Raw genomic sequence first — 23,910 nt, 5'->3', positions numbered from 1 at the left:
ACATGGGCTTCGACAGCATGCTGTGAGACGGCGCCCCGCGCATGCCATGCTCACATGACGCCGTCCGCTGAGAGGACTTCATGCCGAGAGAAGACGACTCGATCTCGCCGATCGACGGGCGGCCGTGGTACGCCGCCAACGAGTTCCTGGCGTTCCTGCTCGAACTCGCCGCGCTGGCATGCCTGAGTTGGTGGGGATTCACGATTGGGGCGGACGGGGCCGGCCGTGTCCTGCTCGGAGTGGGCACACCACTGTCGGCGATTGTGCTCTGGTCGTTGTTCGCCGCCCCGAAGGCGCGGTGGCGGCCGCGATTGCCGCTCGTCCTGGTCGTCAAGACGGTCGTGCTGGGCGGTGGTGCAGCGGCCCTCTACGGAGTCGGGCACCACGTTGCCGCGGTGACCATGGCGGTCGTCGTCATCGCCAGCACGGGGGTGGCCGAGGCCTTTCGACGCACCCCGGCAACCCTGGCCGCAGGGCAGGCGCCTGTCGCACGCTCACCGGAGTCCGGTTGATGGCTCACACACCTGCGGACAGGGGGGCCGGTGTCTCCTACCCTCAAGGGCTATGGATCTTCGCGAAGAGCAGCCTGGTGACAGAGAAGCCGTGCGGAACCTCCATCTGGAGGCGTTCGGTGATCACGGGCGTGTCGTGGGCGAGTTGACGGACGCCTTGCGCGACACCCTGACCCCCGACTGCGGGTTGTCGTTGGTCGCCGAGCAAGCGGGACAGGTGGTCGGACACGTCCTGTTCAGCCGCAGCCTGCTCGACGCACCGCGGCGCCTGGTCGACGTGCAGGTGCTCAGCCCGCTGGCCGTGAGGCCCAGCCACCAGCGAAGGGGCGTGGGCGCGGCGTTGGTCCGCAGCGGTGTGCAGATCCTCGCGCAGCGGGCGGTTCCCCTTGTCTTCCTCGAGGGGAACCCGGCCTACTACGGGCGTTTCGGGTTCGTGCCCGGCGGAGAGCTCGACTTCCGCAAGCCGTCCCTGCGTATCCCCGACGCCGCCTTCCAGGTGCTCAGGCTCCCGGCGCACGAGGACTGGATGACGGGAACGCTCGTGTACTCGGAGCTGTTCTGGCAGCACGACGCAGTCGGCCTTCGAGACGTCGATGCCTGACCGGCCGGACGCGCCGACGGCATGGCGGGTACGTCCGTCGCCGGAGCGCGCTCCGTGTCGCCGGGCTCGCGCTGATCACGCGGCCACGAGCCGGTCAGGCACAACCGCGACAGCGAAGGCCGCCATTCGGACCACGGGCCGGCCCCTTCCGGTGATTGACGGACAAGTCGTGAGCGGAGTGCGGGGCGCAGGGGTACGGCGTGTGCGGAGAGCGGACGATGCAACGGAAATCGTGAGGAGAGCAGCGTGTACGCAGCCGTAAGACGGTACGAAGGGGTGACCGATCCGGCAGAGGCAGGGCGCAAGGTGAGTGAGGGATTCGTACCGCTCATCCGCCAGATCCCGGGGCTCCTCGCCTACTACTGGGTCGACGCCGGAGACGGGGTCATGGTCTCGACCACTGTCTTCGAGAGCGAGGAGGGGGCCGAGGAATCGATCAAGAAGGCGGCGGTCTTCGTTCGGGACAACCTCGCCTCGCTGCTCCCCAACCCTCCCCAGGTCATGTCCGGCCAAGTCGTGGCTTCCGCATAGCTCGGAGTCGGCGGCCGATCGAGGGCGTCCCGCTCGCGCGGTTCCGTGGCAGAGGGCCTGAGCGCAGATGGGCGCGGCGCCCGATCGTCGAGCCCGGGCCCCTACGGGCCGGGCTCGACGGTCTCCATCGTGAAGTGCGAGGTGACGTTCTTGAGCCGCGGGCTGGTCATGCCCCGCCGGTTGAGGAACGTCTCGTACGCCGCGAGGTCGGCGACGCCACGCGCACGAAGTAGTCGGGGTGCCGGACAGCCTGCGCGGTTCCAGGACCTCCTCGGCCGGTGCCGGCGGCCGCTCGAAGTGTTCCACCGTCTCCGCGTCCTGCGCTTCCAGGCCGAGGTCTGGGAGCACCTCGAAGGAGCGGCCCCGGGCGGCGGGGGGTGAAGCACCCGGTGGCCAAGGCGTACGCGATGTACGCCGTGATCGACGACGCCTACGCCGTCAACGTCTCCCTGCCGGAGTCGCAGCGCTCGGCGCCGCGCCGCCGGCGATGCAGATCACCTGCGAGATCGACGACGGTGTGCCACACATCACCCCGTGAAGGGCAGCCATGAAGGGCCTCGGCGGAATAACAGGAGATGTGCCTCCGGTTGTCCCTGTCATCTCTCGGTTCTCCGGAGGCCGACATGGACCAAGACCGAACGGGTCAGGAGAGGTGGCCACGATGAGCCACAGCACCTCGGCCCTCTTTCGCGGCCGGCCCGCCCGTCCCGTGGCAGCCACCGCACCGCGTCACGCCTGGCGGCGCGCCGCGTTCATCCTTCTCGCGGCGGGCCTGGACACCGCTGCCGCGGTGATGCTGGTGAGCCGGCACCTCCCAGAGGCCGCGCTCGGCGTGCTGCTGGCCGGCCTCGGCTGGCTCGCCACGCGGCGCCTCGCGGCCTGGTACCCCGCGCCTTCGCCCGTTGTCGCCGAGGAAGCCGCGCGCCGATGAGCCCGACGGCACAGGACCCGGCGCACGCCGGCCCCTGCGAAGAGGTCCCGAAACCGGAGCGCCCGGCCCTCGCGGGCCGGGCCGGCCGGGATCCTCTGCTCGAGCGGCGCCGACGCCACACGCTCGAGTTGCTCGCCGTGTCGGCACTGGGACTGGTTCCCTGGACGGTGATCCTGGGAGTGACCCTGCCATCCGACTACCGTGTCCACGCGTGGCGCACGACCTGGGTCGGCTTCGACATACTGCTCCTGACGGCACTGGGGGCGACAGCCGTCCTCGGAGTACGCCGCCACCGGGCGGTGGTGCTGCCCGCCCTGGCGACCGCCGTCCTCCTGGTGTGCGACGCGTGGTTCGACGTCTCCCTCGCCCTGGGCACGTCCGCGGTCTGGATGTCCGCCGCGCTCGCCGTCTTCGTCGAGCTCCCGCTGGCCGCCTTCCTCTTCCACCGCGTACGACTGCTGCTGCGGTCGCAGTGGACGCCGCAGCCATCGCCGGACCCCACCCCGGACACAGTGGGGACAGGCGCCCGGTCCTGATCACCCCGGGCACAGGCCGCCTGCGGGCCGCGGGTGGTGACGGTCCGGCCGCCCGTTTTGTCGGGGGCCCACAGGGGCGGCCGGGTGAGCGCGGGCCGAACGCCGTCGCCCCGCCGAGTCAGGTGGGTCGTCGGCGAGGCGGCGTGGTCAGCGAGCGGTACCGAAGTCCTGCGTCCAGTAGGAGCCGGGCTGGGCGAGGCCCACGCCGATCTCCTTGAATCCGCAGTCGAGGATGTTCCGCTTGTGTCCCGGGCTGGCCATCCAGGCTGCCATGACGCTCTCGGGGGTGCTGTAGCCGTAGGCGATGTTCTCACCGTACGAGCTCCAGGAGTATCCGGCGCTGGTGATCCGGTCACCCGGGGACGAGCCGTCGGAACCTGTGTGGGACATGTTCTGGTGGGCGGCCATGTCGGCGCTGTGTGCCTGAGCGGCCTTCGTCAGCTTCGAGTTGACGGTCAGCGGTGCACAACCCACCTTGGCGCGCTCGCTGTTGACGAGCGCGACGACGCGTGCGGTGGCAGTGGTGGGAGCGCTGGACGCCGGGGCGCTCGAAGCCGTGGGCCGGGTGGCGGGGGCGGTGGTCGCCGAAGCGCTCGGCTTGGGCTGGGCCGTCGGGCTGCCGGTCGCCTTCGCCCAGTGCCATTTCGCGGCATTGCCGGAGTCGTTGTGCCGGTGATGGTGCGAACGGTGCGTGTGCGGCCGTCCGTTGTAAGAGTCCGCGCAGGCCATGGCGACGGACGGGACGCCCACGGCGGCGATTGCGACGGCGGCTATGACTGCCTTTCGGTGGTGCAATGTCCTGCGGTGCTTGCTCACGCGACCGTCCTCACTAGATATTGGCATCGCTTCTCGCAGCACCCCGGCATTTGCTGCGCATGACAATTCCACGTGCGGAGACCACGCGGTGTGCGCTGTGGGCAACGCCAACCCCGGCCACCGGCACGGGATCCAGTGCAGAAGATGCCGGGAAGCCCTGCGGCCCGGTCATTCTCGGAAGGCAGAGCAGCAAGGGCAATGAGCGCCGAGTACTACGCTTTCTCGTAGGAAAACGCCACCCTTGCCAGGCATCGACGGGCGCGCTAAATCCCGCTCAGCGCATTCGCGATTCTCCGCAGCACCGTCAAAGCAGCGGAAAAAGAAGGAGAAAGCCGCGATGGAGGAATGATCGATGAACCGGCGCAGCCTCGGTGAGGAATGTCCGCTTGGCGGCACATGAACACCAAATGAGCAGGAGGCGGGGACCTACTAGGCATCGCCGTACGACAGAGGTCGGCCATGACAAGAGTCACATCGGCGAGCCCAGGGCGGCCCGGACCCCGGCCGCCCTGGGGGCAGAAACCCCCGCCTCATCCTCCGCCCGGTGACCGGCGGGCTACCGGGTGAACCGGACGGGCAGGCTTCGCGGGCCGCGGATCATCATCCCCGGGCGCCAGGTGATCGCTGCCGGGTGGATGTCCAGTGCCAGGTCGGCACAGCGCTCCAGCAGCGTCCTGACGGCGATGCGTGCCTCCAGGCGGGCCAGCGGCGCCCCCAGGCAGTAGTGGATGCCGTGGCCGAACGCCACATGGCCGCGGGCGTCACGGGAGATGTCGAAACGGTCGGGTGAGGCGAAGCGCGCGGGGTCGCGGTTGGCGTCGGCCAGGGCGACGAGGACGAGTTCGCCGCCTCCGGGGATGGCTGTGTCGCCGATCGTCACAGGGTCGGTGGTGAAGCGGTACGTCGGGGTCTCCACCGGCCCGTCGTAGCGCAGCATCTCCTCGACCGCGGCGTCGATGAGGGACGCATCGGCGCGCAGGGCGGCCAACTGCTCGGGATGGGTGAGGAGGGCGAGGACGCCGTTGGAGATCAGGTTCACGGTGGTCTCGTGGCCGGCGACGAGCAGAAGCCAGGCCATGCCGAGAAGCTCCTCGGGGGACAGCTTGTCGCCGTCCTCGTCCGAGCCGTGGATCAGCGCGCTCATGAGGTCGTCGCCGGGCCGCCGCCGCTTGTCCTCCAGCAGCTCGGCCAGGTAGCGCGCCATCGAGGTCGCGGCGGCTTTGCGCTCTTCGGGGTCGGTGGCGCCGAGCGCGTCGTTCGACCACCTCCTGAAGGAGTCGCGGTCCAGGTCCGGAACGCCGAGGAGTTCGCAGATCACGGAGATGGGCAGCGGGAAGGACAGCGCCTCGACGAGGTCGGCGCGTCCGTCGGGGGCGGCGAGCATCCGGTCCAGGAGCGCGTCGGTGGTCTTCTGGATGCGCGGTGCGAGTTCCTCCACTCGGCGCGCGGTGAACTGGCGGGCGACCAGTTTGCGCAGCCGGGTGTGGTCCGGCGGATCGGCCCTGAGCATGTGAGGGCCGGAGGAGACGGCCCCCAGCGGCAGAGAGGGGGACGCCTTGCTCCAGTCCTTGGTGAGCCGGGAGTCCGCCAGCGCCGCGCGCCCGGCCTCGTATCCGACGACGAGCCAGGCCTCCGCGCCCCCTTCCGGCATCCGGATGCGGTGCACCGGGCCCTGGGCCCGTAAGCGGGCGTAGACAGAGTAGGGGTCGCGGGTGAAGGACTCGCCGAGCGCGGCGAGGTCAACGATGCTCATCGAGGTACCACCTCACTGGCAGGGACGGATGACCGGCCGGGCAACGCCACAGGAAGGCACCCGGGGGTGGCCTGCCGGTTCGTAAGCCACCGGCGTCCGCCGGCGCGCGGATCGGCGAGCGCGAGAAGCGGCCGGCCGAACGCCCCGACCCGGACCCCGGTTCCCACCGGGCATCGCCTCGTCATGCTTCCGGTCATCGTCCGCTCCCCCTCGGATCAACGCCCCACCGCCCGCCGACTGTAACCGGTACCGCCGCCGGACGGACCCGCTTTCGGCGAGGCGGCAGGGCAGAATCGAGCCGGAACAGCTCCTCCTCGGTCAGGACGCGCTGTCCGGCCGCGCCGCTGCCGCCAGGCTCGGCTGCAGGCGGCGCGCGGCGTCGAGGTGGTCGGCGGTCCAGATGATGCGGACGGCCGTGTCCGTGGCCCGCCCGTGCTCGTCGCTGAGGTCGCGGCGCAGGGAATCGACCAACTGCGCTTCGGCCCTGGGGTTGCGCGGCAACGGATCGCGGACAGCGCCGTCCCGCCCCAGACCGGCGGCCAGGTCCCGGTACCAGCCGGAGACCCGTCCGGCGGCGCTCAGGAGAACGAGTCGGGCCTGCGCCCGATCGGCTTCGCCGTGCGGTTGTGCGGCGCGCTGCCACAGCCCCAGAACAGCGTCCGCGGCAAGGCGCAGTCCGACGATGCCGGTGACCAGGGTGGTCATGTCCGCGAGCGGCACCGGCTTTTGCCCGCGTTCGGCGAGGTAGGTACGGAAGGCGTCGTCGAGCCGTCTCGCCGCGGCGGCGGCCTCGCGGCCCTCCTGCAGGGCGGGCTCCGCCGATGGGACACCGCCGCCGCAGCGGCCGACGGCGTACTCCACAGCGCCCGCCAGATAACGGGCGCTGTCCGTGTACGCCTCGGCGAGGGCCCGCTCCACGGCCGCGGCGGCGCCGCGTGGCCAGAAGAACAGGGCGACCAGCACGCTCACGGCGCAGCCGATCGCGATGTCCTCGATGCGCAGCAGCACGATGTGCCAGTCGGGGTTCTGGCCGATGTTGAACAGGATGACGAGGGTGATGGTGAAGGACGCCTGACCGGCGGCGAACGAGATGACCGCAGGGGCGATGCCGGCGAGGAGGACGGCGAAGGGCAGCAAGAACCAGAGCACCGTGCCGTGGTGACCGATGAGCTGGAGCAGTCCGGCCCCGACGATCGAGCCCGCGATCGTGCCGCCGACGGCACGGAGCGCGTTCTGTCCGGTGTTGAGGGCGTTGGAACGCAGTACCGACAGGGTGCCCAGCAGCACCCAGAAGGAGTGCTGGACGCTGATCAGGTCCGCCAGGGCGACCGCGATGCCCAGGCCGATCGCGCCCCGCAGGCTGTTGTGCAACCAGACGGACTGCGGCTGAAGGTGCGCGGCGGCCCGCTCGCGCGCCGCGGCCAGCGGTCTGGCCACGGCACCGGGCTCGCGGCCGAGCAGGCGCTCGGCCCAGCCGCGGCGCTCGGCGGCCGAGGCCAGGTCGACGTTGTCGGCGATCTGGAGGGTCGCGAAGCCCAGCTCCTGCGCGCGGAAGGACAGGTCCAGGGCCCCGATGACGGGGTGCACCTGTGCGGGCGTACCGGCTCCCGTGTGGTGGACGGGCAGTCGTGATGTGGCGTTGCGCTCCATCCGGGCCATGGCCGCACGCAGGTCACGGGCCGCGGCGCGCAGCCCCTCCGGAGCGTTGCGCGGGGCTTCGAGCAGGTCGGCCGCCTCGTCCAGCACTACGGCGGCGGCACGACGTACGGCATGGGCGTCGACGTCGCAGGCCGGGCGGTCGTCGAGCGGGGGTGCGCTGTCGGCCAGGATGCCGCTGAGCCAGGTCAGTTCGTCGACCAGGCGAACGACGGCCCGGGAGCCGACGGACAGTCCTGTGGGCCGGTAGGGGGTGGCGTCGAAGACACCGCGCAGGTCGGCTGCCGCGGTCGCGGCCTCGTCGGCGACGGCCCGGCACTTCGTGCCGCTGGGCGCGCCGGGGCCGCCGGCCAGCAGAGAGGCGTCGGTGCGCAGTTGGGCCGCCGCCGCGCGGCACACGCGGGCCGCCGGCGCGCAGAGCGGATCAGCGGCGGGACGAGGCCACAGAAGACAGACCGCGATCATGGCGGCGGCCGCTGCCAGACCCGCTCCGGCGAGCCGGGCGGGCAGCTGCGACAGCGGCACGGGGGATGTCACCGGGAGGACGAAGGCCAGCAACAGGGCGGTCGACGTGCCGGCGAGAACGGAACTGACCACTCCGGCGAACAGCACCAGGAAACCGATCACCACCATGGTCGTCACCGCGAGCCAGATCTGGTGCGCCACGACCGTGCCCAGGCAGACGAGTACCGCCCAGGCCACCGCAAGGCCCAGGTGTGCCCGTAGTCGCTGCACCATCGGGCCGGTGAAATCCACGAGCAGCAGCATCGAGAACGAGCCGAAGGCGGCGAAGGCAGCCATCGTCGGCGACCCGATCACCTGGTCGCACAGAGCGAACAGCGCGGGCATGACGATCGCGGTGCGCCCGGCGCGGCGGGTCGCGGCCAGGTCGGGATCGCGGGCACGCAGCCACGCTGCGGCCGGAGGGAGCCCGCTTCGGCCAGGTGTACGCACGTGCCCGCGCACCTCCACTCGACGGGGGCTGTTCCATCCGCCCTCAGGGTGACGGATCCGCCCGGGCAAAGGCCATACGAGCGCCCGGACGGCGCGCCCGGCGCCGCGCTCACCGTGCGCTTGCCGACCGCCGAGGCGCTAACTCTTGGTGACGGGAAAGAGCATGCAGCTGCTGGTGGCGTGTGCGAGCAGGCGGTCCTCGGAGTCGAACAGCTCGGCCTGCGCGAGTGCCGTACGGCGGCCGTGGTTGAGGACGGAACCGACGGCGCGGACCTTGCCGGTGTCGACGGTCATCGGGCGCAGGAACTTCAGGCTCAGATCGAGCGAGGTGTATCCCATACCTGTCGGGAGGACGGACTGGACGGCACAGCCTGCGGCCGAGTCGAGCAGGGTGGCGTAGACGCCGCCGTGGACGCTGCCGATGGGGTTGTAGTGCTCCTCCCCCGGTTCCAGGGCGAAGACGGCACGGCCGAACTCGACCTCCTCCAGGGTGAAGCCGAGGGTCGCGGCGATGGGCGCGGCAGGCAGACGCCCGCTGAGCACGCCGCGGAGGAAGTCGAGCCCGCTCTCCTGCCCCACCGCGGCGGCGGAGACGCCGGGGTCCTTCCACTCGAACGTGCGTGACCTCGTCATGGGCGCTTTCCTTCCCCCGTGCCGGCTTCTGAGGGCGAAGCTAGCCAGCGCCACCCCTGGCTGTCAATATCGAAGCCAGCCTACGATGGCCCCATGACCTGGCTGGAGACCAGCACCGAGAACTGCACGGTGCAGCGCACCCTGGACCTGATCGGCGAGAAGTGGTCGCTGCTGGTGTTGCGCGACGCCATGAACGGCGTGCGCCGCTTCGACGACTTCCGCCGCCACGTGGGACTGTCCGACGCGGTCTTGTCGGATCGGCTGCGCAAACTGGTCGCGGCCGGGATCCTGAGGACCGTCCCGTACCGCGAGCCGGGCCACCGCACCCGCCATGAATACCGGCTCACACACAAGGGCTGGGACCTGTGGCCCGTGATGATCGCGCTCAAGCAGTGGGGCGATCGCTACACCGCGGACCCGGAGGGACCGCCCCTGGAGGTCCACCACCGCGACTGCGGCGAACCGCTGGAAGCCGTGGTCGTCTGCACAGGTGATCACGGACCTCTGAGCCCGCGGCAGGCGTGCACACGGCCCGGCGCCGCAGCGCGCCCTCTGACCTGACCAGTCCCGGGTCGGGGCGTGACGTCAGCCGGCACACGTGGACCGACGGATGGGACCTGTAGTCGCTCGGCGTGCCGGGTGAGTTCGACGACGGCCCCTGACGCCACCACCGAGGTACCGAAGCCGGCGCGCCGGCCGCCTCGGCGGGTGCAGTGCGAGCGTCGAGCATGACGGCAGGGCCCGGGCTCGCCGCCCGGGCCCTGCCGCTGTGACCGGCGAAGGGAGGTTCGCCCTCGGATCAGCTCTTGAGCTCCTTGCGTTCACCGCCGCCGCTGACAGCGATCTTCCGGGGCCTGGCCTGGTCGGCGACCGGGATCCGCAGCTTCAGGACACCCGCCTCGTAGGAGGCGTCGATCCGCTCGGTGTCCAGGGTCTCGCCGAGGAACAGCTGCCGGCTGAACGTCCCCGCAGGCCGCTCGGTGATCACGGTTTGACTGTCCTCACCGTACGCCGGTTTGCGCTCGGCCTTCACGGTCAGGACGTTGCGCTCGACATCGAGGTCGATCGATTCCGGCGTCACGCCCGGCAGATCCAGTTCCACACAGAAGGTGTCACCCTCGCGCCAGGCGTCCATCGGCATACCGGCAGGGCGGGCGGCCGTGCCCAAGACCCGTTCGGCGAGCCGGTCAAACTCGCGGAAGGGATCCGTCCGCATCAGCATCTGCATCCCTCCTCCGTACCTACCTGCTGTTTCTCCTTCTCCACTTCCCATATACCGCACCCACCGAGAAGTTGACACCTGTCGGCTCAACTTTTTCGTCGGCGGAACAGCCGGGCCGGTCAGTCCACCGGGTGACCGGGACTGATGTCGAGGGCGTCGCCGAGCCGAAGCAAGGGGCCGTCGGCCCGTCGGCCGTACCGCACTGGTGTGAGGACGAAACCGACGTGATCGCCCCCGTCGACGCTTCGCTCGACGGTGCCGACGAACCAGGCCGCGGCATCCTCCAGGACGACCGCCCCGCCATGCCCCCGCGTCCAGCGCACCTGCGAGAACTTGTCGACCTCGTCGCCCGTCTCCCCGCCGAACAGAGCCGCCAGCCCGTGCTGGTCGCGGGTCAGCAGATGGACGGCGAGGCATTCCGCGTCGCGGGCCACCCCATAGGTGTGGTTGGCCTTGGACAGCCACACCACGAACCGGACCGGCCGGATGGAGCACTGCGAGGAGAAGCCGACCAGACACCCCGACCGCTCCTCGCCCGCCGCGGCCGTGACGACGCACATCTCGGGGTTCAGCCGACTCATGAACGCGTCGACGTCCGCCATGTCCCATCACTCCCGTCACCGCCCCCGACCGACACCTGCCGCCCACCGCGCGCCGCCCGCACAAGGTCACCGCCCGGGTGCCCTTCTTCTCCCTCGTCTCACAGGCGGATCTCGGTCGCGGTCCCCGCCTGGGCCCGCCCCACCGGCTGTCGATGAGCGAGTCGTCCACGACCCCGCGGACCCAGGCGCTGTCACGTCCTAGCGGCGGTGGGCGTGGTGACCGTGATGCCGGTGCTCGCCGTACCAGCCGTGGTGCCGGCCCCGGCCGCGAAGCCAGTCGGCCACATGACGGTCGTGGTGACGGTCGCCGTACCAGCCGTGGTGACGACCCCAGTCCCGGTCCCAGCCACGGAAGTGATCGCGGTCGTGGCCGTGGCGGTGTCCGTAGCCGCGGTCGCGGTCGTGGCCGTGGTCACGAGCGGTGTCGGGGCGGTCGCTCAGGGCGTGGATCCTCCCCTGCTCACGGATGCGACTGCCTCCGTCGGCGAAGGCGGGCAGTGCGGCCGCCCCCACGAGAGCGCCCGATGCCACACACGCGGCGATCAGCCGAAGAGCGGTACGAGAAACAGACATGGAGCTGTCCCTTCTGGCGTTCGCGCACACCCACCCCGGTCGGGGCCGATGTGCATCCGAGATCCCGGCTCGGTGCCGAGGCCGCCCACTCTGGGGGCCTTCCTCGCCGCTGGATCAACCACACCGTTCGCGTTACAAAATGCCGACATATCCGTAACACTCCCTTGTACGTGCCAATCACCCGGCGGGAATCCGGGTCGCGGCTCCACCCGCGCTCTCACCACGCTCTGGCCAGCGGAGAGGCAAGCGACCGCGCGAGACACTCCGGACCGGCTTGCCGCGCCGCTCCCCCCATCAGCCCATTCCGTTCCGTAACGGGCCAAGGACCTGCATTCAGGGGACGCGCGGAGCCCGTGGACCACCCGGGCACTTGGGACGGTGGTGGGGAAGGCGCGGAGTGATCCCGTCGGCGCGGCAGGCCCGTCGGCGCCCGGCCGGGCGAAGCCCCGGAACGCGCATCGGCCCGGCCCGCGTGGTGCGGGCCGGGCCGATCGTGTGCTCCTCGGCGGCGTGTCAGCCCTGGCGGGCCTTGAAGCGCGGGTCCTTCTTGTTGATGACGAAGGTCACGCCGCGCCGGCGGACCACCTGGGCGCCCGGCTTGGACTTCAGCGAGCGCAGGGACTTGCGCACCTTCATGACGGGTCTCTCCTTCTGCTCGGGACCGGAACCGCGCTGCGGTCAGCGACGGGCCGCCGCCGCGCGGCCGTAGCGGCGCTCGAAGCGCTCGACGCGGCCCGCGGTGTCCACGACCCTCGAGGTGCCGGTGTAGAACGGGTGACTGGCCGACGAGATCTCCACGTCGATCAGCGGGTAGACGCGGCCGTCCTCCCATTCGATCGTCCGGGACGAGTGCGCGGTCGAGCGGATGAGGAACGAGGTGTTCCCGGCGCGGTCGCGGAAGACGACCGGGCGGGAGTCGGGGTGAATGTCAGGCCTCATGGGGTGTACCTCCTCGTGGTCCACCGCCCAGGGGCGGAGGCGTGGTTCAGCGTTCCTCGCGGAAGTCGACGTGCCGGCCGACCACCGGGTCGTACTTGCGCAGGACGAGCCGGTCGGGGTCGTTGAGACGGTTCTTGCGCGTCACGTAGGTGACACCGGTCCCGGCTGTCGACTTCAGCCTGACGACCGGACGCGCACTGGTGCGTGCCATGAGGTTCTCCTTTCGCCCACACCCCCGGACGTTTGGCCCGGGCATGTCAGCTGCCTCCTGCAACAAGCCGGCCCGCTCACGCATTCCCGCCGCCGCCCACAGCCCGCGCTCCTGTCCGCCTCGGAGCTGCCCACGTCGTCGTCATTCCCCTGACCTGCGGAAACGCCGATGAACGGGACGGTCGACTGCCTGTTGTCGCGCCGCCGCAGCCGAAGAGGGTGCCCGAGGCCGGGCCAACGGCCGCCGCCGATCTCCGCACGAACTCCGGCGTTGAAGGAACCTCTCGTTCCACCAGGTACTCATACACAGCGACGGGGAGTGACGGCACGGCAGTTGTGGGGGACAGGCGCGGTGAAGCGGCGCGGCGGGCGGGGCGGGTTCCACGGGACTCTGGCGGGTGCGGTCATGGCGGCCCTGACCGTCGGCGGCTGCGGCGCGGGCGATGCGAGGGGGCTCGGAGCGGCCCCCACTTCGCCACGGCCCGCCCCCACCGGCGGCAGCGCAAGCACCGCGCCGCGCGTCGCCGCCGACGCCTGGCACAAGTGGGGCCTGACGCCGCTGCCCGCGACTCCCGGGCCTCCGGCCGACAGACCCGTGAAACTCTCCGCCACCGGAACAGTCCCGGTCCTCACGCACATACCGACCTCGCAGAAGGTCGTCTTCATCACCGTCGACGACGGGCAGGAGAAGGACCCCAGGTTCATACAGATGATGCGGGACCTGAAGGTGCCGATCACGATGTTCCTGACGAACGACGCCATAAAGTCGGACTACGCGTACTTCAAACCGCTGCAGGCGATGGGTGATCACATACAGAACCACACCCTGCACCACCCGGTGATGAGCACCCTTCCGACGGCCCGGCAGAAGGAAGAAGTCTGCGGCAACCAGAAGATCCTCACCCAGCAGTACGACACCGCGCCCCTGCTGTTCCGCCCACCCTACGGCGCCTACAACCTCAACACCCGGATCGCGGTGGGTGAGTGCGGGCCGCGGGCGATCGTCTGGTGGCGGGAGTCCATGCAGATCAAGAACATGCAGTACCAGGAGCCGGACAAGAAGCTGCGCCCCGGGGACATCATCCTCGCCCACTTCCGCGGTCCGAAGGAGCTCAAGGGCGCCAGTATGACGGACATGTTCGGCAATCTCCTCAAGCGCATTCAGGAGCAGGGATTCGCCGTGGCGCGCCTGGAGGACTACATCCAGCCACCGGCCGACCGCTGAAGCGCGCCGCGTCAGAAGACGGCAGGAGCCTCGTCCTTCGCCGCACTCACTCGCGCTCGCTGTCCATGACGGCAGCGGACGAGCCGATCGCCCAGCCCCGCCCGGGCGATCGCGGCGAGAAAGTCCGCGAGCGGCGAGCGCATCACCGTGTAGTCGCCGTAGTGGACGGGCAGGAGCAGGCGGGGCTGGAGACGCCGGGCCAGTTCGGCTCCCTGCGCGCCGTCCATGGTCACCACGAAGCCACCCGGCAGGAGGGTGCCGCCCAAGTGCAGCACGGCGAGATCGGCCGCCGGGAAGCGCTGGGCGATGGCGTCGAGCCCGTCGAACAGGAGCGTGTCCCCCGATACGTACAGCCGCATCCGGACAGGGCCGCGGGGAGGACCGAACTCGAGCATGCTGCCCATCACCGGCGGAAGCAGTCGGCGCAGCACCGGGTGGCCGGCGTGCCGTCCGGGCAGGGCGGTGATGCGCACCTGGTCGTCACCGCGCCGGAGCGTACAGCTCTGCCAGGTCCGCAGCCCTCCCGCCCGGCGGAACCCGTGCGCGGTCCTGAGGCGGCGCGCGGCGTGGGGGGTGGTGACGACGGGCAGGGAACGGTCGAGGTGCCGTCGGGCCCTGCGATCCCAGTGGTCGCCGTGGAGGTGGGAGAGGACCACGGCATCCAGGCGCGGCAATGCGGCGGCGTCGAGGGCCGGTTCGGTCAGGCGGCGGCTCACCAGCCCGTACCCGAGGTAGGCGTACTCGCCGCGGTGCAGGAAATTGGGGTCCGTCAGGAGGGTCAGCTCCCCGTAGCGGAGCAGGACAGTCGCGTTGCCGATGAAGTGGATCTCGACCGTGTCGTCAGTGGCCTTGGTCATGACCGCCCCGTCCGACGGAATCGCGGAGCGGTTCCGTCTCCCGTATCGCCGCCTGTGGTCCTCCCCCGCCTCCCGTCGCCGGTTCGTGGCGAGTACCCCTCCCCCGGCGTCCGACAACGTGCGGCGTGCCGCCGGGCTCGTGGGAAGGGCTGCCCGCGTGCGCCGGGCTCGGGCTGCCCGCGTGCCGCCGGTTCTGCGGGCCGGGTGTTCCGCGCGGTCGGCTCCGTGGTCGGCGCGATCCCCGTAACGGCCACGGGGTGTGTCAAGCCGCGGGCGTACATAAGCGGCCACTGGCAGCCGGTGGCCGCCGGATCCTGGGCCGGTGACTCCGGCGGCCGCCCTCCGGCCGAGGGACCGACCTGGAGGAGGTGGGGCCGGTGATCAGGCTTACCGGGCGCGACGTCCGATGACGTCGACGACCGGCTGATCCGGCAGGGCGATCCTGGCGGTGATGCGCTTGCCGACCGGTTCGCGTCGTGCCTCGAACCCCTGCACGACGGCCATCACGATCTCCAAGCCGTGCTGGCCCACCCGGCCAGGGTCGGCCGCCCGGGCCACCGGCAGCACCGGATCGCTGTCCCAGACCTCCACCTCGACCGCGCCCTCGGCGATCCGCACCTCCAGCAGCACGGGACCGGGCGCGTACTTGCGCGCATTGGTGACCAGCTCGCTGACCACCAGTTGCGTCAGGTCCACCGTGCGGTCCGACACCGGCACCCCGTGGACGGCCTCCGCCCGGGTGAGGAACTCAGCCGCGAGATGACGGGCCTCGGCGATGCAGGCGCCATCGCCCTCCAAGGCGGCCGTGATGTGCACATTCCCACGCTCTGGTGCTATCCGGTCCTCCCCGAGGACATCTGGTTCCATCCGCATCACCTTCGCTACCCCGTTCACACGGCCGCGTATACCCACTCCCGCGCCGTGCAGACCTGCCGCGCCCAAGTGGCAGGAGTTCCAGAGCATCCCCCGTAGCATCTTGGGGCAGCATCTCCGGGAAGCACTGGGCTGAGGATCACCGAGCGTTGTTGAGGGACGTGTGACAGACACCGACGAACTGGCAGAACCGAACCGCCTGTCGATCACCAGCGCCCTCGTCGACGGCGTGACCGTGATCACCGTGCGGGGCGAGATCGACCACAACACCGTCGGCTCTCTCCGCCAGGCCCTGACGCCTCCCTCCGGCACCGCCGTGCCGCGGACGGTCGCGGACTTCAGTGGCGTCACCTTCCTGGACTCCGGTGGGATCACCGTCCTCATCGCCGCCCAGCAGGCCCACAGCGGTGGCGGCTGGCTGCGCCTGGCCGGCGTTCAGCAGCCGGTCCTGCGCGTCCTGCAGCTGGTCGGCCTCGACTCCCTCATCGACTTCCACCCCACCCTCCGCGCCGCCTTGGACGCGTGACCGGCGCCCACCCACCCGGTCGGTGTCGCCCTCCGGTGCCGATCGCCTCGGACGGGCGAGCCGACGGCACGAGCTGACGGCACGAGCTGACGGCACGAGCTGACGGCACCGACAGGGACCACGCCGAGCAGCGCGGCCGCCTCCCCGACCGCGGCCGGTCCCCTTTCCCGGACATCGCCGATGGTTCAGGCGTGTGCGGTCACCGGTGGCGGCCACCGGTGGGGATCACCACCGACGCGGACCTGGAGAGCCCCCGGCTGCCCGGTGCGACGCGAACCGGGGACGCACCCGGGAGACGGCGATCTCCCAGGTCGACGCTCTAGGGTGGCGGGAGGACGGCGTGATGCGGGCACTGCGGGAGCCGAGGCCCGCCCCTGCGGTGTCCGACCGGGTCTGCGGCCGCCGACGGGCCGGCGAAGTCATCGACAGCGTGGAGGGCGGTATGGACTGGCGTATGTTCGCGCAGCAGATGGCCTCCATGGCGCGCGACCTGCTCGCTCAGGACTCGGTCGATGCCACCCTGGGGCGGATCACCGCCTCGGCCATCGAGCTGGTCGCGGGATGCGACGCGGCCGGCATCCTGCTCCTGCACGGCAAGCGAGTGCAGTCGCTGGCCCCCACCGGCGACCTGGTCGTCCAAAGCGACCGGCTTCAGGAACGCCTCGAGGAGGGCCCCTGCTTCGACGCCGCGCGCACCCGCGAAGGGGAGAGGGTCTTCCGCATCGCCGACGTCACCAAGGAGCACGCACGCTGGCCCGCCTACGCCCCACAGGCGCGGGAGCTGGGGGTCGGCAGCATGATGGGTTTCCTGCTGTTCACCGAGGACGAGGACCTCGGCGCACTGGACTTCTACTCCCGCCGGCCGGGCGCGTTCACCGAGGCCAGCGAGACCGCCGGATGGCTGCTGGCCTCCCACGCCGCGGTCGCCTTCTCCAGCGCCCGCACCCACGCACAGCTGGAGCAGGCCATCGCCACGCGCCACACGATCGGCGAGGCCATGGGCATCCTCATGGGCAGCCACCACCTCACCGAGGACCAGGCGTTCGACGTGCTCCGCCGCTACTCGCAGGAGAAGAACATCAAAGTGCGTGAGGTCGCCCGGCGGATCTGCGAGAAGGGCGCTCTCGCCTGAGCCGGACCGACCGGGCTCCCCGGTGCGGGGAGGAGAGCGGCGACCTCACCGCCGAGTTCATCCGATTCCCATCCGTCTCCCATCCGGACATCACAGGGTGACCCGATTCTCATGCACATGTGCGGCAAGTGGGGGTACCAGGGGGGCGGACGGCCAGGGAAGCGAGGACGAGCGCATGACGATGCAGGGGGCGGCAGACGGCGGCGGGCAACGAACGGGACGCGCCCGGTGTCGCAGACCGGCGCTGATTCTGGGGTGTGTCGTCGCATGCCTCGTGGCGTGCACCAGCGGTGCCACGGCCGCCGGCAAGATCTTCGGCCTGAACGCCGCGAACGCCGAGAAGACCGCGACCTCACCGCGCCGTTCCAGCGGCGGGGGGCACCAGCCGCCGTCCCCCGCCGTTCGGAAGGCCACCGCCTCGCCGGCCCCCTCCGCCGCCCCCGCTCGGTCCTCGCCACACGCCACCGCCTCCCCCGCTCACCAGGCGCCTCCACCGGGTGTCTCACGCACGGTTCCGGTTCCCCAACTGCCCTCGCAGGTCGGCGCGTTGTTCGACGGCAGCGGTGTGAGCGGGTCGCATCACTGCACGGCGAGCGTGGTGAACAGCCCCGGCGAGGACCTGATCGTGACCGCCGCGCACTGCCTCGGCTCCACGTCGGACGTCTTCGTCCCGGGGTACCACGACGGAGTGGCTCCGTACGGCGTGTGGCATCTGGAGCGCATCGTCGTCGACGCCGGGTGGACCGACGACTCCAGCCCGGACGACGATGTGGCGTTCGCCGTGGTCGCACCACTCGACGGGCGCACCGTCCAGTCGGTGGTCGGTGGCTACACCCTCGGCATCGACGAGGGTACGGGCGGTCGTGTCACCCTCACCGGCTACCCGGCGACGTCACAGGACCCGGTGACCTGCACCAACCAGATCTCCTCGTTCAGCAGCACGCAGAACGAGATCCACTGCACCGGCATGACCGGCGGCACCAGCGGCAGCCCGTGGGTCACCGGCGACAACCCGGGCACGGTCATGGGAGTCATCGGCGGCTACGAGCAGGGCGGCGACACCCCCGACGTCTCCTACAGCGTCGCCTTCGGCCAGAGCGTCCAGAACCTCTACGAGGAAGCGACGTCCAGCGGCAACTGAACCCGGCGGCGAGCGTATGGCGTGAAGCTGATGCCCGGCGGGAGGAATGAACGGCTCCGGCGGGGGTAGCCGCTCAGGCGCAGGTGGCGGGGCGGCGAGTTCCTGGGGAGGTCACACGCCGTCCCGCCCCTTCCGTCCGGGGTTCACCCGTGCCGTGCGTCGCCCGGTCGGGTCCCGTCGGTCTCAGGGCCCGGGCGTTCGTACGGCTGTCGACGTTCGCCGACGCCTCAGTCCAACTCGGCCAGCCGTCGCACGGCGGGAGCCACGAAGGTCTCCATCCACGGCGAGGTGGTGCCCGTACGGGGCGCGAGGATCACCGTGTCGATGCCGAGCTTGGTGTAGCCGGAGATGTCGCTGGTGAAGCCGTCCACGTCGCCGGCGTTGGCCGGCTCTCCCAAGTACGTCACCGTCTTGCGGACGGTGTCGTAGTCGCGGCCGGCGTCGTCGCAGTGGCGGCGCAGCACCTCGAGCTTGTGCGCGACCTCCTCCGGGGTCGTGGCGAACAGGTTGCAGGCGTCCGCGTAGCGGGCGACGAGCCGCAGCGTCTTCTTCTCGCCCCCGCCGCCGACCAGGATCTCCGGGCGCGGGGAGCTCACCGGCGGCGGCACGCACAGCGTCTCGGCCAGCTGGTAGTACCGGCCCTCGAACGGGCCGTTGTTCTCCGGATCCCACATCTGCAGGCAGATGCGCAGGGTTTCCTCGAGCCGCTCGAAGCGTTCCGCGAGCGGCGGGTACGGCACGCCCAGGCCGTGGTGCTCGCGGTCGTACCAGGCAGCCCCGATCCCCAGCGTGGCCCGGCCCCCGGACAGCAGGTCGAGGGTCGTGGCGATCTTGGCGAGGAGCCCGGGATGACGGTACGTCACTCCGGTGACCAGCGCGCCGAGCCGCACCGTGGAGGTCCGGGCGGCCAGGTATCCGAGCGTGGTGTAGGCCTCCAGCATGGGCGCCTCGGCCCCGCCGTTGAACTCCATCTGGAAGTAGTGGTCCATGACCGACAGCCAGCTCACGCCTGCCGCCTCCGCCGCGGCGCCTGCGGCGGCCAGCTCGTCGCGCAGCGCGCCGCCGCCCTCGGGGTGGTCGAACCGGTTGATGTGCACGCCCACGTGCATGTCCGTCTCCGTTCACATTCACCCGCAACGTCCTCGACACTGGCGACCCTAGATCGTGGAGTGTTCTCGAAGTCAAGGCCGTCAGGCGTGTCGGAGGGCCGTGCGCGGGCGCCATGGCCGGCTCTGCGCCGCGCCCGGCGGCGACTGCGGCGCGCGCCCGCGGTGTGCGCCTGCTCCTGCGCGGCAGGGCTGTGCGTCAGGACTGTGCGGCGTCGGTCGCCGCACCGGCCGGGGCCTGCGTACCGGTGGTGCCGAACCGGACGCCCTTGGCTTCCTTGCCCAACGCGCTCAGCAGGATGACCACGGCCAAGGTCGGCAGGATGGTCCATGCCATCGCCGCCGGGTAGCCGTGGCGCCCGGCGAGAGCCTCCTGGATCGGCAGGTTGAGGGCGGCGATCAAATTGCCGAGTTGGTAGGTGACGCCCGGGTAGAAGCCCCGGATGGAGTCCGGGCTCATCTCGGTCAGGTGCGCCGGGATGACGCCCCAGGCTCCCTGCACGCACACCTGCATCAGGAAGGAGGACAGCATCAGCCAGCCGACGCTGGTGGACAGCACGAAGAACGGCACGACGAGCAGGCCGCCGGTCGCCGCGATCATGATCGTGCGGCGGCGGCCCAGTCGCTCGGAGTAGGCGCCGAGCAGCACACCGCCGAGGATGGCGCCGATGTTGTAGACCACGGCGATGGCGATGGAGGTGTTCGCGGACAGGCCCAGCCCCTTCTTGACGAAGGTCGGGTAGATGTCCTGGGTACCGTGCGACATCCAGTTGAACGCGGTCATCAGCGCCACCAGGTACAGGAAGCGCCGCAACACCGCCGGGTTCTTGAACACCTGGTACGCGGGGGTGCGGTTGAGCCGGACGCTCTTCTCCCACACCTCGCTCTCCTCGACCCTGGTCCGCACCCACAGCGCGACCAGTGCGGGCAGCAGGCTGAAGGCGAACAGTCCCCGCCAGCCGAAGGCGGGCTCGATGACGAAGAACGCGACGGCGGCGAGCAGGTATCCCAGGGAGTACCCGCTCTGCAGCAGGCCCGACCAGAAACCGCGCCGGGCCGCCGGGATCTTCTCCATGGCGAGCGCCGCGCCCAGGCCCCACTCGCCGCCCATTCCGATGCCGTACAGCAGGCGGAGCACGAGCAGCACGGTGTAATTCGGCGCGAAGGCGCAGGCGAAACCGACGACCGAGTAGAAGACGACATCGGTCATGAGTGGGATGCGCCGACCGCGACGGTCGGCCCACATACCGAACAGCGCGGCACCGACCGGACGCATCACGAGGGTGACGGTGGTCAGGAAGGCCATGTCGGTGAGGGAGACGTCGAAGTCCTTGGCTATCTCGCTGTAGACGAGAACCACCAGGAAGTAGTCGAAGGCATCCATCGCCCAGCCCAGATAGGCGGCGACGAAGGCATGGCGCTGGTCCTTGGTGAGCCCCGCTGCCTGGTCTCTGACGGTCTTCAGCATGACGACCCTCCCGCAGTCCGCTGGTGAGGCTAGGCAGGAGCGGTGGAGCGGGACAACGGTAGGGCAGCAAAGCACCGGCCACGATTGCACAAAAGGTCGCACGGCCGCCGTCTGCCGGCCGGTGCCCCGGTCCTCTCCCCGTGTTTCAGCCGAGCTGCGGGTAGAGCGCGGCGACGCCGCCGGCGAGACCCGCCTGCACCTGACGGCTGAGTCGTCGGCGACGATCTCGTGCGCGCCGGTGGCGATGCCGTCCACGGCCGCGCGCGCGACGTCCGCCGGGTCGCTCTTGGTCGTACGCCACAAGGAATGCGGTGCCGCCGTGCACGCGGTCCTGCAGTGCGAGGAGGGGCACGAGGTCAGGCTCGAGGACTCGGTCCTCGACGCCGGCCCCGGCGTCATCCGCACGCCCGGACAACGCGCCGATCAGCACACCGGGTGAGGCGGGGCGGCAGGCTCAGCACGCGTGCAGGGCGGCGTGCAGGGTGTCCGTCACCTGGATACGGGCCGCTTTGGACGCGAGCGTGCCGCGCAGCAGGTCGAACAGGACGAAGCCGTGGACCGTGCCGTGATAGCGGACCGACACGACCGGTACGTCCGCTTCCCTCAGCCGCGCCGCGTACGCCTCGCCCTCGTCGCGCAGCACATCGGCCTCGGCGGTGAGGACGAGCGCGGGCGGCAGGCCCCGCAGACGGTGGGTGGGGGTGCGCAGTGGCGAGACGATGTCCTGCGTCCGGGTCTCCGGGTCCGGCGCGTAGTGCTCCCAGTAACCGTTCATGGCGGCGCGCCCCAGGAAGTACCCGTCCGCGAACTGGCGGTAGGACGGGGTGTCCATCGCCGCGTCGGTCACCGGGCAGACCAGCACCTGGTGACGCAGGCGCGGTCCGCCGCGCCTGCGGGCCACCAGGGTGAGGGCCGCCGCGTGATGGGCGCCCGCGCTGACACCGACGACCGCCATCCTGGTCCCGTCCAGCCGGCACTGAGCGCCATGGCGTGCGATCCACCCGGCGACCGTGTGGGCCCGCTCGACGGCACCCGGATACCGTGCGTCCGCCGGCACGTCGTACTCGGGCACGACCACGGCGGCGTCCGATCCGAGAACCAGGTCCGCCACCAGGTTGCGGTGCGCGTACGCGTCGGTCAGCATCCAGCCGAGGCCGTGCAGGTACAGCACCACCGGCAGCGGCTCCTCGCTGCCGGCGGGGCGGAGGATCCGCACCCGTATCCGGCTGCCTTCGCCACCGGGCAGCGCGAGCCATTCCTCCTCGATGTCGGGCTCGTCACGGCCACCGCCGCTCCACAGGGCCGCCATGCGCGCCCTGGAGGCGGCGGCGTCGGAGTCCGAGGCCGTGGGGCAGGCGTAGGTCTCGACGAAAGCACGCGCCCGTCGTTCGAGAACCGGCGTCGCCCGAAAGGCCGGAACGTCTTCTTCCACGGGAACTCCTGCGTGGGGGGTCGAATCAGGGGGCCCTGCTCGGAGCGGCTCCGCACCCACGACCGGGCAGGCAGGCGCTCGGTGCCGGAAGCTGCTGTACCGGCACACGGGACACACCCTAGGCCAGCGTTGTCAGCATGAGGGAGGGGCGACCGCACTCACCCGTGCCGCTGCGTGCACACTTCGGTCCCGTCCGGTCCTCCTTCCCCGCGCACGACCGAAGTGCAGTCATATGACTTACCGACTCCCCCGGTCATCCCCGGAGACTTCAGGACGGGGCGTGGAGTCGGCGGCCGTCTCCTCCCGCGCACCGCACACCGATTCCAGGACGGCTGAAGGGAGTCGTCGTGAGCGCTCTACCCGGGACGCCCGTCTCGCCGGGGACCGACGCATCCACCGATGTGGGAGCCGCCGTCTCGCGATGGCTCGCGCCGGTCCTCGAGCACACCCGGCAGGACGCCCCGGCGAGCGGATCGGTGACCCTGCACCACTTCGGCTATGTGCGGCTGGTCGCCTGTGAGGCCGCGGAGCTCCGCCTCAGCCGTGGGCCGCGCTCGATCGCCCAGGACCCCTCGGAGGCCGTCGCCCTGCTGGTCCCGCGGAACGGGACCGTGCGCCTGGCCCAGGACGGCCGGGGCGCCCATGTGGAGAGCGGGCAACTGGCGTTCGTCGACCTGCGCCGGCCCTTCTCGGTCGAGCACCGGGACCACGCCCGGATGCTGTTCTTCCGCGTGCCCGTTCACGCCCTGCACATCCCCGCGGCCCTCCTGCGCTCCGTCACCGCCCGTGCCCTCACACCGACGGGCGGAGTGGCGGCGCTGCTGGCACTCGTCCTGCGGCGCCTGGAGGAGTCCGCCGCAGGGACGCCCCCCGCCGTGGCAGAGGGGTTCGGAGGCATCGTCACCGAGTTGGTGGCCGCCCTGGTCGACGAGCTGACCGAGGAGGCGGAGACGCCTCGGTCAGGGCGCCACCAGTTGGTCGCCACCATCCGCCGGTACATCGACCGGCATCTGGACGACCCTGAGCTGTCGGCCGAGCGCATCGCCGGCGCGCACCTGATCTCGGTGCGCTATCTGCATCGCCTCTTCGAGGGCGAGGGTGTCACCGTCGGCAGGCTGATCCTGCGCCGGCGGGTCGAGGAGTGCGCTCGGGAGCTCGCTCGGCGCGGACGGGTGAGTCCGTCCATCTCCGTGGTGGCGGCCCGCTGGGGTTTCCGCAACGCTGCGCACTTCAGCCGTGCCTTCAAGGCCGTACACGGGCATTCACCGCAGCAGTGGCGTCGTCTGGCGGGCACGCCCGCGGCCGACAAGACCGCAGTCGCCGGTGGGGACGCGGCTCGTGAGCGCGGGCCGGACCGAGCGGTCGCCGCTCCGGCCCCGTCGTCGCGGGCCTCCTGACGGGCTGTCCCGGGCCAGGGCCGTCCGGACGGGGGCCGTCCGCCCCGGTTCCGGTCTAGGGCCTGTTGCGAAAGCGGCGCCTGCCGCGCGACGCCCGGCACGCTCCGCCAAGCTCTTCGAGCAGGGGGACCCCTACTCGCCGCACCGCCCGAAAGCCCGAGTACGCCCAGTACGAGGGCTTCCGGGCGGCACTCCCCCAAGCTCTTCGAGCAGGGGTACCCCCAGAGCACGCACCGGACGCCGCGCGGCCGCCCTTCGGGCGACGACGCCACTTTCGCAACAGG

General features: G+C 70.9%; 27 protein-coding genes. 12 read left to right on the top strand and 15 right to left on the bottom strand.

Annotation, left to right across the window (positions count from 1 at the left end):
- Positions 1 to 80 precede the first annotated feature (80 nt).
- The 5 genes from C3488_RS30705 to C3488_RS30675 all read left to right on the top strand — a co-directional run bounded on the left by C3488_RS30705 (position 81) and on the right by C3488_RS30675 (position 3,111).
- Positions 81 to 512 carry a YrdB family protein gene (locus C3488_RS30705; RefSeq protein WP_103844152.1) on the top strand — a complete coding sequence of 144 codons (432 nt, stop codon included), beginning with the start codon at positions 81 to 83 and terminating at the stop codon, positions 510 to 512.
- A 52-nt stretch (positions 513 to 564) separates the two neighbouring features.
- Positions 565 to 1,113, top strand: coding sequence for a GNAT family N-acetyltransferase (locus C3488_RS30700; protein ID WP_103844151.1), 549 nt, complete (start codon positions 565 to 567; stop codon positions 1,111 to 1,113).
- A 276-nt stretch (positions 1,114 to 1,389) separates the two neighbouring features.
- Positions 1,390 to 1,644, top strand: a complete 255-nt coding sequence (locus C3488_RS30695; protein WP_258053772.1) for a hypothetical protein — start codon at positions 1,390 to 1,392, stop codon at positions 1,642 to 1,644.
- 661 nt (positions 1,645 to 2,305) lie between these two features.
- Complete coding sequence (locus C3488_RS30680; RefSeq protein WP_103844148.1) at positions 2,306 to 2,575, top strand: hypothetical protein; 270 nt, start codon at positions 2,306 to 2,308, stop codon at positions 2,573 to 2,575.
- Positions 2,572 to 3,111: a hypothetical protein gene (locus C3488_RS30675; RefSeq protein WP_258053771.1), complete on the top strand. Its 540-nt coding sequence runs from the start codon at positions 2,572 to 2,574 to the stop codon at positions 3,109 to 3,111. Before C3488_RS30680 ends, C3488_RS30675 begins: the two co-directional genes overlap by 4 nt.
- 147 nt (positions 3,112 to 3,258) lie before the next feature.
- Here the strand turns inward: C3488_RS30675 and C3488_RS30670 are convergent, their stop codons facing one another.
- The 4 genes from C3488_RS30670 to C3488_RS30655 form a co-directional block, all read right to left on the bottom strand.
- Positions 3,259 to 3,927 (bottom strand): CAP domain-containing protein, encoded by a 669-nt coding sequence (locus C3488_RS30670; protein WP_103844147.1) that lies wholly within the window; start codon positions 3,925 to 3,927, stop codon positions 3,259 to 3,261.
- Positions 3,928 to 4,483: 556 nt separating this feature from the next.
- The gene (locus tag C3488_RS30665) at positions 4,484 to 5,680 is read right to left on the bottom strand and encodes a cytochrome P450 (RefSeq protein ID WP_103844146.1); all 1,197 of its coding nucleotides are present in this window, start codon (positions 5,678 to 5,680) and stop codon (positions 4,484 to 4,486) included.
- Between the two features lie 318 nt (positions 5,681 to 5,998).
- A complete protein-coding gene (locus C3488_RS30660) occupies positions 5,999 to 8,290 on the bottom strand; it encodes an FUSC family protein (RefSeq protein WP_103844161.1) in 2,292 nt (763 codons plus the stop codon).
- Between the two features lie 138 nt (positions 8,291 to 8,428).
- Entirely contained in the window at positions 8,429 to 8,923 is a 495-nt protein-coding gene (locus C3488_RS30655; RefSeq protein ID WP_103844145.1) for a PaaI family thioesterase, read from the bottom strand.
- A 93-nt stretch (positions 8,924 to 9,016) separates the two neighbouring features.
- Here C3488_RS30655 and C3488_RS30650 point away from each other — a divergent pair, with 93 nt between their 5' ends.
- Positions 9,017 to 9,484 (top strand): helix-turn-helix domain-containing protein, encoded by a 468-nt coding sequence (locus tag C3488_RS30650; RefSeq protein WP_103844144.1) that lies wholly within the window; start codon positions 9,017 to 9,019, stop codon positions 9,482 to 9,484.
- Between the two features lie 238 nt (positions 9,485 to 9,722).
- On the opposite strand, the gene C3488_RS30645 is transcribed toward C3488_RS30650, so the two are convergent.
- From C3488_RS30645 to rpmG, 6 genes are all read right to left on the bottom strand, one after another.
- Positions 9,723 to 10,145, bottom strand: a complete 423-nt coding sequence (locus C3488_RS30645; protein ID WP_103844160.1) for an Hsp20/alpha crystallin family protein — start codon at positions 10,143 to 10,145, stop codon at positions 9,723 to 9,725.
- 119 nt (positions 10,146 to 10,264) lie between these two features.
- The gene (locus tag C3488_RS30640; RefSeq protein ID WP_103844143.1) at positions 10,265 to 10,747 is read right to left on the bottom strand and encodes a flavin reductase family protein; all 483 of its coding nucleotides are present in this window, start codon (positions 10,745 to 10,747) and stop codon (positions 10,265 to 10,267) included.
- A gap of 198 nt (positions 10,748 to 10,945) precedes the next feature.
- Positions 10,946 to 11,320 carry a hypothetical protein gene (locus C3488_RS40255; protein ID WP_146067953.1) on the bottom strand — a complete coding sequence of 125 codons (375 nt, stop codon included), beginning with the start codon at positions 11,318 to 11,320 and terminating at the stop codon, positions 10,946 to 10,948.
- Positions 11,321 to 11,833: 513 nt separating this feature from the next.
- Positions 11,834 to 11,956 (bottom strand): type B 50S ribosomal protein L36, encoded by a 123-nt coding sequence (ykgO, locus tag C3488_RS30630; RefSeq protein ID WP_028801377.1) that lies wholly within the window; start codon positions 11,954 to 11,956, stop codon positions 11,834 to 11,836.
- A gap of 42 nt (positions 11,957 to 11,998) precedes the next feature.
- Positions 11,999 to 12,259 (bottom strand): type B 50S ribosomal protein L31, encoded by a 261-nt coding sequence (locus tag C3488_RS30625; RefSeq protein ID WP_103844159.1) that lies wholly within the window; start codon positions 12,257 to 12,259, stop codon positions 11,999 to 12,001.
- A 46-nt stretch (positions 12,260 to 12,305) separates the two neighbouring features.
- Positions 12,306 to 12,470, bottom strand: coding sequence for a 50S ribosomal protein L33 (gene rpmG, locus C3488_RS30620; protein WP_103844141.1), 165 nt, complete (start codon positions 12,468 to 12,470; stop codon positions 12,306 to 12,308).
- Between the two features lie 405 nt (positions 12,471 to 12,875).
- Here rpmG and C3488_RS30615 point away from each other — a divergent pair, with 405 nt between their 5' ends.
- Positions 12,876 to 13,694 (top strand): polysaccharide deacetylase family protein, encoded by an 819-nt coding sequence (locus C3488_RS30615; protein ID WP_103844158.1) that lies wholly within the window; start codon positions 12,876 to 12,878, stop codon positions 13,692 to 13,694.
- Positions 13,695 to 13,705: 11 nt separating this feature from the next.
- On the opposite strand, the gene C3488_RS30610 is transcribed toward C3488_RS30615, so the two are convergent.
- Together C3488_RS30610 and C3488_RS30605 are read right to left on the bottom strand one after the other, a co-directional pair.
- Positions 13,706 to 14,551: an MBL fold metallo-hydrolase gene (locus C3488_RS30610; protein ID WP_103844140.1), complete on the bottom strand. Its 846-nt coding sequence runs from the start codon at positions 14,549 to 14,551 to the stop codon at positions 13,706 to 13,708.
- 387 nt (positions 14,552 to 14,938) lie between these two features.
- Positions 14,939 to 15,418, bottom strand: coding sequence for an ATP-binding protein (locus C3488_RS30605; RefSeq protein WP_103844139.1), 480 nt, complete (start codon positions 15,416 to 15,418; stop codon positions 14,939 to 14,941).
- 169 nt (positions 15,419 to 15,587) lie between these two features.
- Here C3488_RS30605 and C3488_RS30600 point away from each other — a divergent pair, with 169 nt between their 5' ends.
- The 3 genes from C3488_RS30600 (at position 15,588) to C3488_RS40835 (ending at position 18,223) form a co-directional block, all read left to right on the top strand.
- A complete protein-coding gene (locus C3488_RS30600; protein WP_103844138.1) occupies positions 15,588 to 15,950 on the top strand; it encodes an STAS domain-containing protein in 363 nt (120 codons plus the stop codon).
- 442 nt (positions 15,951 to 16,392) lie between these two features.
- Positions 16,393 to 17,082, top strand: a complete 690-nt coding sequence (locus tag C3488_RS30595) for a GAF and ANTAR domain-containing protein (protein ID WP_103844157.1) — start codon at positions 16,393 to 16,395, stop codon at positions 17,080 to 17,082.
- A 274-nt stretch (positions 17,083 to 17,356) separates the two neighbouring features.
- Complete coding sequence (locus tag C3488_RS40835; RefSeq protein ID WP_258053770.1) at positions 17,357 to 18,223, top strand: serine protease; 867 nt, start codon at positions 17,357 to 17,359, stop codon at positions 18,221 to 18,223.
- A gap of 227 nt (positions 18,224 to 18,450) precedes the next feature.
- Here the strand turns inward: C3488_RS40835 and C3488_RS30585 are convergent, their stop codons facing one another.
- Together C3488_RS30585 and C3488_RS30580 are read right to left on the bottom strand one after the other, a co-directional pair.
- Positions 18,451 to 19,332 (bottom strand): LLM class F420-dependent oxidoreductase, encoded by an 882-nt coding sequence (locus tag C3488_RS30585; RefSeq protein WP_103844136.1) that lies wholly within the window; start codon positions 19,330 to 19,332, stop codon positions 18,451 to 18,453.
- 196 nt (positions 19,333 to 19,528) lie between these two features.
- Positions 19,529 to 20,797, bottom strand: a complete 1,269-nt coding sequence (locus C3488_RS30580) for an MFS transporter (protein ID WP_103844135.1) — start codon at positions 20,795 to 20,797, stop codon at positions 19,529 to 19,531.
- 238 nt (positions 20,798 to 21,035) lie between these two features.
- Here C3488_RS30580 and C3488_RS40830 point away from each other — a divergent pair, with 238 nt between their 5' ends.
- A complete protein-coding gene (locus C3488_RS40830; protein WP_181139263.1) occupies positions 21,036 to 21,236 on the top strand; it encodes a hypothetical protein in 201 nt (66 codons plus the stop codon).
- Between the two features lie 15 nt (positions 21,237 to 21,251).
- Here the strand turns inward: C3488_RS40830 and C3488_RS30570 are convergent, their stop codons facing one another.
- A complete protein-coding gene (locus C3488_RS30570) occupies positions 21,252 to 22,229 on the bottom strand; it encodes an alpha/beta hydrolase (RefSeq protein ID WP_103844134.1) in 978 nt (325 codons plus the stop codon).
- Positions 22,230 to 22,576: 347 nt separating this feature from the next.
- Here C3488_RS30570 and C3488_RS30565 point away from each other — a divergent pair, with 347 nt between their 5' ends.
- Entirely contained in the window at positions 22,577 to 23,626 is a 1,050-nt protein-coding gene (locus C3488_RS30565; protein WP_103844133.1) for a helix-turn-helix domain-containing protein, read from the top strand.
- The last annotated feature ends 284 nt before the right edge of the window (positions 23,627 to 23,910 follow it).

The organism is Streptomyces sp. Ru72 (genome assembly GCF_002920635.1).
Lineage (GTDB): Bacteria > Actinomycetota > Actinomycetes > Streptomycetales > Streptomycetaceae > Streptomyces.
Note: the sequence above shows the minus strand (reverse complement) of the source record. Positions and strands in the feature narration are given on the sequence as shown.

Excerpts from the sequence above, each read along its gene's own strand:
- C3488_RS30700 (WP_103844151.1), top strand. The coding sequence starts at position 565 with ATGGATCTTCGCGAAGAGCAGCCTGGTGACAGAGAAGCCGTGCGGAAC.
- C3488_RS40255 (WP_146067953.1), bottom strand. The coding sequence starts at position 11,320 with ATGTCTGTTTCTCGTACCGCTCTTCGGCTGATCGCCGCGTGTGTGGCA.
- C3488_RS30680 (WP_103844148.1), top strand. The coding sequence starts at position 2,306 with ATGAGCCACAGCACCTCGGCCCTCTTTCGCGGCCGGCCCGCCCGTCCC.
- C3488_RS30625 (WP_103844159.1), bottom strand. The coding sequence starts at position 12,259 with ATGAGGCCTGACATTCACCCCGACTCCCGCCCGGTCGTCTTCCGCGAC.
- rpmG (WP_103844141.1), bottom strand. The coding sequence starts at position 12,470 with ATGGCACGCACCAGTGCGCGTCCGGTCGTCAGGCTGAAGTCGACAGCC.
- C3488_RS30610 (WP_103844140.1), bottom strand. The coding sequence starts at position 14,551 with ATGACCAAGGCCACTGACGACACGGTCGAGATCCACTTCATCGGCAAC.
- C3488_RS30655 (WP_103844145.1), bottom strand. The coding sequence starts at position 8,923 with ATGACGAGGTCACGCACGTTCGAGTGGAAGGACCCCGGCGTCTCCGCC.
- C3488_RS30580 (WP_103844135.1), bottom strand. The coding sequence starts at position 20,797 with ATGCTGAAGACCGTCAGAGACCAGGCAGCGGGGCTCACCAAGGACCAG.
- C3488_RS30665 (WP_103844146.1), bottom strand. The coding sequence starts at position 5,680 with ATGAGCATCGTTGACCTCGCCGCGCTCGGCGAGTCCTTCACCCGCGAC.
- C3488_RS30705 (WP_103844152.1), top strand. The coding sequence starts at position 81 with ATGCCGAGAGAAGACGACTCGATCTCGCCGATCGACGGGCGGCCGTGG.
- C3488_RS30585 (WP_103844136.1), bottom strand. The coding sequence starts at position 19,332 with ATGCACGTGGGCGTGCACATCAACCGGTTCGACCACCCCGAGGGCGGC.
- C3488_RS30675 (WP_258053771.1), top strand. The coding sequence starts at position 2,572 with ATGAGCCCGACGGCACAGGACCCGGCGCACGCCGGCCCCTGCGAAGAG.
- C3488_RS30595 (WP_103844157.1), top strand. The coding sequence starts at position 16,393 with ATGGACTGGCGTATGTTCGCGCAGCAGATGGCCTCCATGGCGCGCGAC.
- C3488_RS30650 (WP_103844144.1), top strand. The coding sequence starts at position 9,017 with ATGACCTGGCTGGAGACCAGCACCGAGAACTGCACGGTGCAGCGCACC.
- C3488_RS30640 (WP_103844143.1), bottom strand. The coding sequence starts at position 10,747 with ATGGCGGACGTCGACGCGTTCATGAGTCGGCTGAACCCCGAGATGTGC.
- C3488_RS30645 (WP_103844160.1), bottom strand. The coding sequence starts at position 10,145 with ATGCTGATGCGGACGGATCCCTTCCGCGAGTTTGACCGGCTCGCCGAA.
- C3488_RS30615 (WP_103844158.1), top strand. The coding sequence starts at position 12,876 with ATGGCGGCCCTGACCGTCGGCGGCTGCGGCGCGGGCGATGCGAGGGGG.
- ykgO (WP_028801377.1), bottom strand. The coding sequence starts at position 11,956 with ATGAAGGTGCGCAAGTCCCTGCGCTCGCTGAAGTCCAAGCCGGGCGCC.
- C3488_RS30605 (WP_103844139.1), bottom strand. The coding sequence starts at position 15,418 with ATGGAACCAGATGTCCTCGGGGAGGACCGGATAGCACCAGAGCGTGGG.